This window comes from Actinoplanes sp. NPDC051475, assembly GCF_040689425.1.
In the GTDB taxonomy this organism is placed as follows: Bacteria; Actinomycetota; Actinomycetes; order Mycobacteriales; family Micromonosporaceae; genus Actinoplanes.
In genome coordinates this window covers 59,491-71,117 of record NZ_JBFAZZ010000009.1, presented here as the reverse complement: position 1 = coordinate 71,117, position 11,627 = coordinate 59,491, and the positions used below count along the sequence as shown (strand labels likewise).

General features: G+C 72.0%; 11 protein-coding genes. 8 read left to right on the top strand and 3 right to left on the bottom strand.

From position 1 onward, the window contains the following. Positions 1-153 precede the first annotated feature (153 nt). From AB0368_RS19520 to AB0368_RS19505, 4 genes are all read left to right on the top strand, one after another. The gene (locus AB0368_RS19520; protein WP_366155295.1) at positions 154-1,197 is read left to right on the top strand and encodes an NAD(P)-dependent alcohol dehydrogenase; all 1,044 of its coding nucleotides are present in this window, start codon (positions 154-156) and stop codon (positions 1,195-1,197) included. Positions 1,198-1,300: 103 nt separating this feature from the next. Continuing rightward, positions 1,301-2,386: a carboxymuconolactone decarboxylase family protein gene (locus tag AB0368_RS19515; RefSeq protein WP_366155294.1), complete on the top strand. Its 1,086-nt coding sequence runs from the start codon at positions 1,301-1,303 to the stop codon at positions 2,384-2,386. A gap of 41 nt (positions 2,387-2,427) precedes the next feature. Further along, positions 2,428-3,006: a hypothetical protein gene (locus tag AB0368_RS19510; RefSeq protein WP_366155293.1), complete on the top strand. Its 579-nt coding sequence runs from the start codon at positions 2,428-2,430 to the stop codon at positions 3,004-3,006. Positions 3,007-3,010: 4 nt separating this feature from the next. Next, entirely contained in the window at positions 3,011-3,562 is a 552-nt protein-coding gene (locus AB0368_RS19505) for a copper resistance CopC family protein (protein WP_366155292.1), read from the top strand. A 53-nt stretch (positions 3,563-3,615) separates the two neighbouring features. Here AB0368_RS19505 and AB0368_RS19500 read toward each other — a convergent pair whose 3' ends face one another. From AB0368_RS19500 to AB0368_RS19490, 3 genes are read right to left on the bottom strand one after another with little or no spacing between them, the layout of a single operon-like run. Further along, a complete protein-coding gene (locus AB0368_RS19500) occupies positions 3,616-4,833 on the bottom strand; it encodes a cytochrome P450 (RefSeq protein ID WP_366155538.1) in 1,218 nt (405 codons plus the stop codon). 5 nt (positions 4,834-4,838) lie between these two features. Then, a complete protein-coding gene (locus AB0368_RS19495) occupies positions 4,839-5,801 on the bottom strand; it encodes an NAD-dependent epimerase/dehydratase family protein (protein ID WP_366155291.1) in 963 nt (320 codons plus the stop codon). Next, entirely contained in the window at positions 5,788-7,035 is a 1,248-nt protein-coding gene (locus tag AB0368_RS19490; protein ID WP_366155290.1) for a glycosyltransferase, read from the bottom strand. Before AB0368_RS19490 ends, AB0368_RS19495 begins: the two co-directional genes overlap by 14 nt. Positions 7,036-7,208: 173 nt before the next feature. On the opposite strand from AB0368_RS19490, the gene AB0368_RS19485 reads away from it, so the two are divergent. The 4 genes from AB0368_RS19485 (at position 7,209) to AB0368_RS19470 (ending at position 11,610) form a co-directional block, all read left to right on the top strand. After that, positions 7,209-7,598, top strand: a complete 390-nt coding sequence (locus AB0368_RS19485; RefSeq protein WP_366155289.1) for a YciI family protein — start codon at positions 7,209-7,211, stop codon at positions 7,596-7,598. Between the two features lie 29 nt (positions 7,599-7,627). Further along, positions 7,628-9,871, top strand: a complete 2,244-nt coding sequence (locus AB0368_RS19480) for a glycoside hydrolase family 3 C-terminal domain-containing protein (RefSeq protein WP_366155288.1) — start codon at positions 7,628-7,630, stop codon at positions 9,869-9,871. 100 nt (positions 9,872-9,971) lie between these two features. After that, positions 9,972-10,361 carry a YciI family protein gene (locus AB0368_RS19475; RefSeq protein WP_366155286.1) on the top strand — a complete coding sequence of 130 codons (390 nt, stop codon included), beginning with the start codon at positions 9,972-9,974 and terminating at the stop codon, positions 10,359-10,361. 4 nt (positions 10,362-10,365) lie between these two features. Then, positions 10,366-11,610, top strand: a complete 1,245-nt coding sequence (locus AB0368_RS19470; protein ID WP_366155285.1) for a sigma-70 family RNA polymerase sigma factor — start codon at positions 10,366-10,368, stop codon at positions 11,608-11,610. Positions 11,611-11,627 lie beyond the last annotated feature (17 nt).

Sequence of the window (11,627 nt, the reverse complement as noted above, 5' to 3'; positions counted from 1 at the left end):
CCTGGCAACCCTCGACGGCCTCGAGTCGCAGCTGCAGCCGCACTGGCGAGCCCCAGGCCGACCGCAGCTCTGAGGCGAGGATATGAGGGCCGCCACCGGGTAGGTAGTACCGGAACTGCACGTCATTCATCACCCGTGTCGCTGGAGGACATCGTGTCTACCGCCAACGCCATCGCCGCGCCGTCCGCTACCGACCCGCTGGTGCGGACCACGATCGAACGCCGTGACGTCGGGCCGCGCGACGTCCTGATCGAGATTCGCTACGCCGGTATCTGCCATTCCGACATCCACACCGTGCGCGGGGAGTGGGGCGAGGTGCCTTACCCGCTGACGGTCGGCCACGAGATCGCCGGCCAGGTGACCGAGGTCGGTGCCGAGGTCACCAAGCACGCCGTCGGTGACCGGGTCGGTGTGGGGTGCATGGTCAACTCGTGCCGCGAGTGCGAGAACTGCAAGGCTGGGCAGGAGCAGTACTGCCTGAGAGGCAACACTCAGACGTACGCCGGCATCGACCGCGACGGCAGCGTCACACAGGGCGGCTACTCGACGCACGTCGTCGTGGACGAGGACTTCGTGCTGCGGCTTCCCGAGTCGATCCCGTACGAGAAGGTGGCGCCGCTGCTGTGTGCGGGTATCACCACGTACTCTCCGCTGTCGCACTGGAATGCCGGGCCGGGCCGGAAGGTCGCCGTGGTCGGAATGGGCGGTCTCGGTCACGTGGCCGTCAAGATCGCCGTGGCGATGGGTGCCGAGGTGACCGTCCTGTCGCAGACACTGAGCAAGAAGGACGACGGCCTGGCCTTCGGCGCCCGGGAGTACCACGCCACCAAGGACGCTGCCACGTTCGAGGCGCTGAAGAACAGCTTCGATCTGATCATCAACACGGTCAGCGCGCCGATCGACATGGCCGCCTATCTCGGCCTGCTGCGCCTGGACGGCACGCTGGTGAGCGTGGGCGCCCCGCCGCAGCCGCTGCCGGTGCCGGTGTTCGCGTTGTTCGGCAACCGGCGTTCGTTCGCCGGGTCCAGCATCGGCGGCATCGCCGAGACGCAGGAGATGCTGGACTTCTGCGCCGAGCGCGGCATCGCGCCCGAGGTCGAGGTCATCGACGCCGGCGCGGTCAACGAGGCGTACGAGCGCGTGCTCAAGTCCGATGTCCGCTACCGGTTCGTCATCGACATCAACAGCCTCCGCTGACCAGAGGCCATCCACCGCCGATCTGTTCCAACGTGCTCTCTTCTTTGACACGGCGGCCGGGCCGCGCCTTGACTGGCTGCCTGACCAACCCGGGGGAGGGCACATGGTCGTCCAGCGCATCGCCTCATCGGTCGCCGCGCGTCAGGTCCTGCACGTCACGCCGGTGGCCCCGCGCGGCGCCACCGGCATGGTGGCGGAGATCTATGCGCAGGTGGAGCGCGAGTTCAAGATCGTGCTGCCGCCGGTGCTCGCCCACTCGCCCGTGCCGGACCTGCTGGCCGCGATGTGGATGCTGATGCGCGAGCCGCTGGTCGCGCCCGGCGCCGTCGACCGGCTCACCAAGGAGGCCGTCGCCTCGGCCGTGGCGCTGGCGAACACCTGCCCGTTCTGCGTCGACATGCACAGCACCGGCCTCTACGACCTGTCCTGCGAGCAGGACGCCGAGGCCATCGCCGGTGACCGGATCGGCGACGTCTCCGATCCCGGCGTACGGGCGGCCGCGCGGTGGGCGCGCTGGGCTCATCTCGACGGTGCGGCGGGCGACCCGCCCTTCCCGGCGAGGCAGCGGGCCGAGCTGGTCGGGGTGCTGGTGAGCTACCACTACGTCACCCGCATGGTGAACGTGTTCCAGCCCGGCTACCTGCTGCCGTCCCGGCTCGGCCCGCAGGCCCGGCGCCGGTTCAAGCAGGGACTGAGTCACGTCCTCGCGCCGGTGCTGCGCGCGGAGTGGCCGGCCGGCAGCTCGCTGCGGTTCCTGCCCGCCGGCATGCCGCTGCCGTCCTCGGCGGAATGGGCGGAGGGCCACCCGGACATCGCGGCCGCGATGGCGAGGGCGTACCCGGTCTTCGAGGCGGCCGGGGAGCGCTCGGTGCCGCCGGTCGTCCGGCAGATCGTCCTGGGGCGGCTCGCACGCTGGCAGGGTGAGGAGGCGGAGCACGGCGAGGACTGGTGCACCGGGCTGATCGCCGACCTGCCGCCCGCCTCCCGGGCCGCGGCGCGGCTGGCGCTGCTGACCGCGTTCGCCTCCTTCCGGGTCGACGCCGGCGTCATCGCGGAGTTCCGCCGCCATCACCCGGGTGACGCCGCCTTGCTCGACACCACCGCCTGGGCGAGCTTCGCGGCCGCCCGGCAGGTGGGCAGCCGGCAGCTCCGCACGCTCGGAGATGCCCGGCCCGAGCACCGTTCCTAGTGTCGATGCTGACCCCAGCGCCGCATCTTTGGAGGAACGGTATGGCGCAGCATGGCTCAGGCGGCTTCATCGCCGCCGTCAACGGCAGGCATCATCGCGCCGTCCTGACTCTGTTCACCGTGGTGGTTCTCGCCCACTGGGCCGAGCATCTCGTTCAGGCGTACCAGATCTGGGTGTTGAACTGGCCGCGGCCGCAGGCCCGCGGGGTTCTCGGCGTGTGGTTCCCGTGGCTGGTCAGCTCCGAATGGCTGCACTACGGCTATGCCATCGTGATGCTCGCGTTCCTGTTCCTGCTCCGGCCGGGGTTCGTCGGCCGCGCGCGGGCCTGGTGGAGCGTGGCGCTGGTCATCCAGTTCTGGCACCACATCGAACACCTTCTGCTTCTGATCCAGGCCCAGGCCCACCACAACCTCTGGGGCAAGCCGGTGCCGACCAGCATCCTGCAGCTGATCTACCCGCGGGTCGAGCTGCACCTCTTCTACAACTCGGTCGTCTTCATCCCGATGATCGTCGCGGTCTACCTGCACCTGCGCCCGCGGCCGGCCGAACTCGCCCGGATGGACTGCAGCTGCGTGGCTCGGGCGCCGCGTCCGGTGCTCGCCGTGTCCGGTGTCTCCTGACCCGATGACGCTCACCTCCAGGCCGGTCCCGCCGAAGCTCCGGGCGCTGCGCAGAGCGGTGCTCGGGCTGGCGGTGACCGGCCTCGCGGTGCTGGGACCGGCGCCGATGGCGGCCCGCGCCGACGGCACGCTGGTCTCGGGCACCCCCGCCGACGGTGCGGCCTTGCCGGACCCGCCGGCCGCCGTCGCGCTCTCCTTCTCCGCGACGCCCGACGCAGCGCTTTCCCACGTCTCCGTACGGGACAGCGCCGGGCGAGAGGTCAGCGCCGGACCCCTGCTCGCCGGGGCCGCCCGTGAGCTGCGCCGGGACGTGCGGATCACCGGGCGGGGCGACTACACCGTGGCCTTCCACATCGAGTTCACGGACGGCTCGGAGACGATCGGCGCCCGGTCCTTCAGCGTCGGCACCGGGGTGGCACCGCGCCCCGCGGCCGCGGACGCCGCCGACGGTCACCAGCATGAGATCGATCCGCTAAGCGCGGTGCTGCTCGTCGTGGACCTGGCCGCGGTGGCCGGCGTGGGGCTGCTGCTCCTGCTCCGGCCTCGAACCCGTTAGACACCAGAGAGGGAGGCGCCCGCCGGGCGCCTCCCTCTTTCGCTGTACGGGTGTCAGCCGCCGAGCGTGACGGGCAGCTCGGCCCGGCCGTTCATCAGGAACGTTCCCTGCGATCCGAGCTGCTGCGGCGGTGCGGCCAGAGCCAGGCCGGGGAACCGCTCGAAGAGCGCCGGCAGCGCCACCGCGGCCTCCAGGCGCCCGAGCGGCGCGCCGATGCAGAAGTGGATGCCGTGGCCGAACGAGATGTGCTCCTTGTCGGCGCGGGTGACGTCGAAGCGGTGCGCGTCCTCGCCGTGCAGCTGCGGGTCACGGCCGGCCGCGGCGAAGCCGATCAGCACCGGGTCGCCCTTGGGGATGGTGACGCCCGCGATGTCGACTTCCTCCGTGGTGAACCGGAACGGCAGCTGGTTGATCGGGGCATCCACGCGGAGGGACTCCTCGATGACCTCACGCCACGCGAGCTGCCCGGTGCGGACGAGCTCGTACTGGTCCGGGTTGCTGAGCAACGACAGGGCGGCGTTGGCGATCAGGTTGGTGGTCGTCTCCGAGCCCGCACCCAGCATCAGGTGGATGGTGCCGGCCATCTCGGAGTCGTTCAGCCGCTCGCCGTCCTCCTCCTGCGTGTGGATCATCGCGCTGGTCAGGTCGTCGCCCGGCTCCCGGCGCTTGAGGGCGATGACGTCGTTGATGGCGTCGTGCCACTGCTCGACGTTGGCCACCGCCGTCTCGTGGTCGATGGTCGACTCGGTGTTGACCTGGCCGCCGCGCAGGACGTCGGCGCGGTACTCCTCGGGGATGCCGAACAGGTCGCAGATCACCTGGGCGGGCAGCGCCTGCGCGTACCGGGCCTTGAGGTCGACGACCTCGCCCGGCGGCGTCGCGGCGAGATCCTCGAGCAGCGACTTGACGATCCTCTCGATCTGCGGGCGCATGGCGTCCACTCGGCGCAGGGTGAACGCCTTGGCGATCAGCTTCCGCAGGCGGGCGTGGTCCGCGCCGTCGGTGGTGGTCATGTTGTCCATCAGCACCCAGCCGATGAGCGGGAACTCGGGACCGATCTCGCCGTTGACGAAGGCCGGCCAGTGCTTGCGGGCGTTCTTGCTGAACCGCAGGTCGGTCAGGACCGTACGGACCATGTCGTAGCCGACCACCGACCACGCCCGTACCCCGCCGGGCAGTTCGATCTGGGCGATCGGGCCCTGAGCCCGCAGGCGATCGCCCTCGGCGTGGATGTCATGACCGGCCGGGTCGATGACGATGGGCTCGGACAAGCTTTTCACGAGGCCTCCAGCACATTGCTCGAAATTCCGGCCGCGGGGCCCGGAGACCCGTCTCGACCTGCGTCGATGTCGACGGTATCGACCATTTCCCGCGCCTTTCCACTTCTCGGTTGCGGACTGTCCAGGGCCAGTTCGCGGGCCAGGCTCGCCACCGCGTCGAGGTGCCGCGGGGTCCAGCGCATCTCGCGGCGGGTCTTCTCCGACCCGACCACCTGGTGCAGCCGGAACAGGCCCGCGATCGGCGCGTACTCCGCAGGGACCTCCTCGTCCTCCGGCCACGAGATGCTCTTCCCGCGGCCGACGAGCGTCGCCAGCCGGTCCACCCGGACGTTCTCCGCGACGGCGTTCCACGCGGTGCCCGGGGCGGCGAGGCGGGCCACGTTGAGGTAGAGCGGCGGCAGGTCGTCGACGTGGACCGCGCCCCAGCACACGTCCGGCGCTCCGACGTAGACACCCGCGCCGAGCCGCTCGGCGACCGGGATCATCATGTTGTGCACCACGCCGCCGCCGGAGCCGTAGATCAGCCCCGGCCGGATCACCCGGTGCCCGGCGGCCAGCGCGCGGCGCTCGACCTCGTCGCGCCAGCCGACCAGCGGGTGCGGCCGCGGCTCGTCGTCCTCGTCGACGTCTCCGGCGCCCAGCACGTCGCTGCCGGACGTGACGATGATCGGGCTGCCCGCCTCGATCAGCGCGTCGATCCCCGCCAGGTCGAGGTCCGGGCCCAGGATCGCGCCGAGGTGGATCACCAGGTCGAAGCCGCCGGCCGCGGCGACCAGCGACGGCGGATCGGCGAGATCCCCGGGAACCCGGCGGTACGCGGGGGACACCGGTGTGCCGCCCGGCCGCTGCAGCCCCGCCACCCGGTAGCCGGCCCGATCGAACGCGGCAGACATGCGGGTGCCGACGTACCCCGCCGAGCCGATGATCAGGACGTCCCGGCCGCGGTCAGCGGGCGCCACGGCGGGCCTCGTACAGATCGATCTTGCGGCCGATGCGCCGGGCCTCGGCGAGGATGTCGTCACCCCAGCGCGGCCAGAGCCCGGCGAGCCGGGACGTCACGATGACGACGTCGACGCTCTGATCCGGCAGCACCGTCCGGACGCCGACGGCGTGGTGGCCCCGGGCGCCGGAGTCGCGGACGGCCCGGTCGAGCAGGTCGCGGTCGAAGTCGGCGACGTCCGCGTCCCCGATGCCCGGTGGAAGCACGCCGCCGCAGCCCAGGATCGCGATCCGGGTGCCCGCGCCGGCGCGCCGTACGGCCTCGGCCACCTCCTCGGCGACGTCGATGTCACGCGCCTCACGGGTCCACTCCTGCACGGCGAGGTATTCGCTCTCCCACATCCAGTACTCGCTGCGCTCGGCGACCAGGCAGCCGACCTCGATCGCGGGCTCGGGGAACTTGTGCAGGAAGCGGCCCATGTTGCCGATCAGCTCGGGCCAGCGTTGCGCCATGTCGCGCTCGTGCGGCCACTCGATGGCCCATGCGTCGCGTGCCACGTGCAGGGTCAGCCCGTGGCGTTCCAGCCGCAGCCCGAGGTCGAGGTCCTCGGCTCCCCAGCGGACGTACGACTCGTCGAAGCCGCCGATCGCCCAGAACTCCGCGGCGCGCACCGAGCAGTTGTTGGTGAAGAACGCGCGCCAGGCCAGCGGCATCCGGGCCAGCTCGAAGTCGTACGCCTCCATCGCCGGGTGCCGCACGTCGTGCATGGCCGGATCGGCGCCGAAGCGCTCCAGGACCTGCTCCGGCGGCAGGGTTCCGAGCGCTTCGGCGAGCCCCGGTACCGGGTCCTGGATCGGGTTGTAGCCCCACACGTAACCGATCACTGCACGGCGTACCGAAGGATCAGCGTGCGCGGCGAGATGCCGGCGGACGAACTCGGGCCCGACCATGCACCCGGAGTCGAGGAAGATCAGGACGGGCGCCGTCGTGAGCCGGGCGCCCTCGTTGCGGGCCAGTCCCACGCGCATGCCCTCGTCGCTCTGGTGGTGATAGCCGAGCCGCAGCCGGCCGGCGAACTCCTCGACGACCGCCGCCGTGTCGTCCGAGGAGCCGTCGTCGGAGACGACCACCTCGAAGCGGTCGGCCGGCAGATCCTGCCGGGTGAGCTGCTCGAGCATGCGGCGCAGCAGTGGCGCGCGGTTGTAGGTCGGGATCACGACCGCGACCTCCGGCGTGCCTCTGTCCTGGTCCATGGCGGTTTCCTCCGGCGACGGGCGGATGTTGGCTCCATGGTGGGAGCACGCCCGGGCGCCACGCATCGCTCAAAGTGCTCTGCCCGCGGCGGGCGCGCACGTCGAATCCCGGCCCGCGGCTCCGACTTCCTTGCAGAGGCGACAAACGGCGCCGGATACCTGAGGACGTGAGCATGCGTTACGTGATCATGATCTACAGCAACCCCGCGACCTGGGTGCACCCGATGTTCCTGCACCAGCACACCCCGCTGGGACCCGCGGAGCGGGCCGCCCGGATCAGCGAGTTCGGGTCCCTGATGACGGAGATCGCGGAGTCGGGTGAGCTGATCGACTCGGCCGCGCTCGCGGACCCCGTCACCAGCCGCGTGATCCGGTTCTGCGACGGCGCGCCGGAGGCCACCGACGGCCCGTTCGCCGACGCCAAGGAACAGATGGCCGGCTTCTTCATCGTCGACTGCGAGACCCGCGAGCGCGTGGAGGAGATCGCCGCCCGCTTCCCCGACGCCCGCAACGGCGGCGTGGAGATCCGGCCCGTGATGGACCTGTCCGGCATGGAGATGTGAGCGGGCCGCGGCCGCGGGGGGAGCGGGACATGAGTACGACAATCGAGGCGACCGACGCCGCGGGCGTCGCCGGCCTGACGCTGCAGGAGACGGCGGCGCTGGTGTCCGGCGCCGACGCCTGGCACACCCGGGCCGTGCCCGCGGCCGGGATCCCGTCCGTCATGGTCGCCGACGGCCCGCACGGGCTGCGCAAGCAGACGGCGACCGGCGGCGACGCGCTGGCGCTGAGCGTCAGCACCCCGGCGACCTGCTTCCCTCCGGCCGCCGGCCTGAGCTCGTCGTGGAACCCCGCGCTGGTCGAGGCGGTCGGCCGGGCGATCGGCCGGGAGGCTGCCGCCGCGGGGGTACGCGTCGTGCTCGGCCCCGGGGTCAACATCAAGCGGTCCCCGCTGAACGGGCGCAACTTCGAGTACTACTCGGAGGACCCGCTGCTCGCCGGCCACCTCGGCGCCGCGTTCGTCCGGGGCCTGCAGTCCACCGGGGTCGGTGCGTCCGTGAAGCACTTCGCGGTCAACAACCAGGAGACCGACCGGATGCGGATCAGCGCGGACGTCGACGAGCGCACTCTGCGCGAGATCTACCTGCCGGCGTTCGAGCACATCGTCACCACCGCGCGGCCGGTGAGCGTGATGGCCGCGTACAACCGGATCAACGGGGTGCACTGCACCCAGCACGACTGGCTGCTGACGCGGGTCCTGCGCGGGGAGTGGGGCTTCGACGGTCTGGTGGTCAGCGACTGGGGAGCGGTCGCCGACCCGGTGGCGGCCCTCGCCGCCGGGCTCGACCTGGAGATGCCGCCTCGCGCGGGCGCGGCGGACGAACTCGTCGCGGCGGTCGCTTCAGGGAAGCTCGCCGAGAGCGTCCTGTATCGCGCGGCCGGCCGGGTCCGTACCTTCGTCGCACGGGTCGCCGGGGAAGCCGACGGCGCCGCCGGCGACGGGCACGCCGTGGCGCTGGCGGCGGCGCTCGAGTCCGCGGTCCTGCTGAAGAACGAGAACGCGCTGCTTCCCCTCGACGCCGCCGCGCCCGGCACGCTGGCTGTCGTGGGCGAGTTCGCCCGCACCCCGCGGTACCAGGGCGGCGGCAGTTCGCACGTCCTGGCAAGTCGGGTGGACGATGCGTTGGGTGCCATCCGCGAGCGTGTGGCCGATCCGTCCCTCGTGGAATTCGCGCCGGGCTTCACCCTCGACGGACGGCCGGATCCGGGCCTGGTGGCCGAGGCGATCGCCCTTGCCCGCCGGTCCCGTACCGTGCTGGTCTTCCTCGGCCTGCCCGAGGAGGCCGAGAGCGAAGGGCTCGACCGTACGCATCTCGCCCTGCCCGCCGACCAGCTCGCCCTGCTGGACGCGCTCGCCGAGGTGCAGGGGCGGATCGTGGTCGTGCTGGCAAACGGCTCAGCGGTGGCACTCGAGCCCTGGCAGCGGCGTGCCGGGGCGGTGCTCGAGGGCTGGCTGATGGGCCAGGCCGGCGGCAGCGCGCTGGCGCAACTGCTCTTCGGGCTCGCCAACCCGTCCGGGAAGCTCGCCGAGTCCCTGCCCCTGCGCCTCGAGGACACACCGTCCTATCTGCACTTTCCGGGCGGCGAGGGGCACGTGCGCTACGGCGAGGGCGTCTACGTCGGCTACCGAGGCCACGACACGCTCGGTACGGCCGTGGCCTACCCGTTCGGACACGGCCTCAGCTACACCACCTTCCGGTACGACGATCTGCGATGCCGCCGGACCGGCTCGGCCGCGTACGAGGTCACGTTCACGCTGACCAACACCGGCGCCCGTACCGGTGCGGAGGTCGCCCAGCTCTACGTCCGCCCGGTGGACCCCGGCCTCGACCGCCCCCTGCACGAGCTCAAGGCGTTCGCCAAGATCGTGCTCGCCCCCGGGGAGAGCCGGGCGGTGACGTTGCGCCTGGAGGAGCGGGCGTTCGCGTACTGGTCACCGGCGGCCGGCCGCTGGACGGTCGAGGACGCGGAGGCCGAGATCGAGGTGGGGGCGTCGAGCCGGGACATCCGGCTCCGGGCCCGGTTGCGTACCGGAAGCGGCAGGCCGTGCCCGGATCTGACCGCCGACAGCACACTGGGTGAATGGTTCGCCCGGCCGGAGGGGGAGAAGCTGCGGGCCGCCCTGATCGCGGCCGGGCGCGCGGCGGAGCTCGGCCTCGAGCACGGCAGGCCCGCCCCGATGCCCGCGGCCACGCCGCTCAGCAGGCTCGTCTCGTTCCTGCCCGGACTGACGCGCGAGGACGTGGATGATCTGGTACGGCAGGCGGGTGGCTGAGCGCGGGCACGATTGCGCCGCGCGTCGGTTCCCGAGCCGGCCGGGGTGTCGTTATCGTGGGCCGCGTGGCGCGCCGGCGCCGGACATGCCGAGGTGGACGATGAAATACCTGATCATGATCTACAGCAATCCGGCGACATGGGAGCACCCCATGTTCCTGCACCAGCACGAGTCGCTCCCGCCGGAGGAACGCAACGCCCAGCTCACCGCCTTCCGGGAGCTCATGACGGAGATCGCCACCTCGGGGGAGCTGGTGAGCACCGAGGCCCTGGCCGACCCCGCGACCAGCCGCGTCATCCGGTTCCGTGACGGCGTGCCCGCCGTGACGGACGGCCCCTTCGCCGACGCCAAGGAACAGATGGCCGGCTACTTCGTGGTGGACTGCGCCACCCCGGAACGCGCCGCGGAGATCGCGTCCCGTTTCCCCGACGCCCGGTACGGCGCCGTGGAGGTACGGCCCGTCGCGGACGTGTCCGGTATGAAGCGCTGATCCGTTGGAGGACCTGCTGCGTACGCTGACGCCCACCGTCCTGGGTGTTCTCGTACGCCGCTACGGCTCCCTCGACCTGTGCGAGGACGCCGTGCAGGAGGCCCTGCTCGCCGCCGCCCTCCAGTGGCCCGAGCAGGGCGTTCCCGACAACCCGTCGGCCTGGTTGATCGCGGTCGCCGCCCGGCGCCTGATCGACGCCCGCCGCAGCGAGGCGGCCCGCCACCAGCGCGAGGTGACCGTCGCGTCGCTCACCCCGACCGACGAGATGCTCACCCCGGCTCCCGGCGACGAACCGCCCGAGGGTGACGACACGCTCACCCTGCTGCTGCTCTGCTGCCATCCCGAGCTGACGCCGTCCTCCCAGATGGCGCTGACCCTGCGCGCCGTCGGCGGGCTGACCACCGGCCAGATCGCCAGCGCGTTCCTCGTCTCCGAGACCACGATGGGCCAGCGCATCAGCCGCGCCAAGCAGCGCCTCAAGGCCACCGGCGCGACGTTCTCGAAGCCGCCGGATCTCAACGAGCGGCTGCGCAGCGTGCTCCACGTGCTCTACCTGATCTTCAACGAGGGCTACACCGCCACCTCCGGCCCCGAGCTGCAGCGCGTCGACCTGACCGCCGAGGCGATCCGGCTCACCCGCGAGCTGCACCGGCTGCTGCCTCAGGACGGCGAGGTCGCCGGCCTGCTCGCGCTCATGCTGCTCACCGAGGCCCGCCGGCCGGCCCGCACCGGCCCCGGCGGAGCGCTGATCCCGCTCGCCGAGCAGGACCGCTCGCTGTGGAACCGGGCGCAGATCGCCGAGGGGTGCGAGCTGATCAGCAAGACGCTGGCCGAGGCGCCGCTGGGGCCGTACCAGCTGCAGGCCGCGATCGCCGCCGTGCACGACGAGGCGCCGCGGGCCGAGGACACCGACTGGACGCAGATCCTGGTGCTCTACGGGCTGCTGGACCAGGCGTGGTCCAACCCGGTCGTCCGGCTCAACCGGGCGATCGCGCTCGCCATGGTGCGCGGGCCCGCCGCGGGGCTCGACCTGCTCGCCACCCTCGACGACGACGAGCGGATGGCGAACGGTCACCGGCTGTACGCCGTACGGGCCCACCTGCTCGAGATGGCCGGGGACCTCGACGCCGCCTGCGCCGCGTACGAGACGGCCGGACGGCGTACCACGAGCCTGCCCGAGCGCCGCTACCTCGAGGCCCGCGCCCAGCGTCTCGCAACCTCGAAGATGCCCCCGCCTCCCGGCGACTGACATGGTCGGGCGGTGAG

What these genes read in the sequence shown, in the direction of transcription:
- AB0368_RS19515 (WP_366155294.1), top strand. Translation starts at nt 1,301, where the DNA reads ATGGTCGTCCAGCGCATCGCCTCATCGGTCGCCGCGCGTCAGGTCCTG.
- AB0368_RS19510 (WP_366155293.1), top strand. Translation starts at nt 2,428, where the DNA reads ATGGCGCAGCATGGCTCAGGCGGCTTCATCGCCGCCGTCAACGGCAGG.
- AB0368_RS19505 (WP_366155292.1), top strand. Translation starts at nt 3,011, where the DNA reads ATGACGCTCACCTCCAGGCCGGTCCCGCCGAAGCTCCGGGCGCTGCGC.
- AB0368_RS19490 (WP_366155290.1), bottom strand. Translation starts at nt 7,035, where the DNA reads ATGGACCAGGACAGAGGCACGCCGGAGGTCGCGGTCGTGATCCCGACC.
- AB0368_RS19485 (WP_366155289.1), top strand. Translation starts at nt 7,209, where the DNA reads ATGCGTTACGTGATCATGATCTACAGCAACCCCGCGACCTGGGTGCAC.
- AB0368_RS19480 (WP_366155288.1), top strand. Translation starts at nt 7,628, where the DNA reads ATGAGTACGACAATCGAGGCGACCGACGCCGCGGGCGTCGCCGGCCTG.
- AB0368_RS19475 (WP_366155286.1), top strand. Translation starts at nt 9,972, where the DNA reads ATGAAATACCTGATCATGATCTACAGCAATCCGGCGACATGGGAGCAC.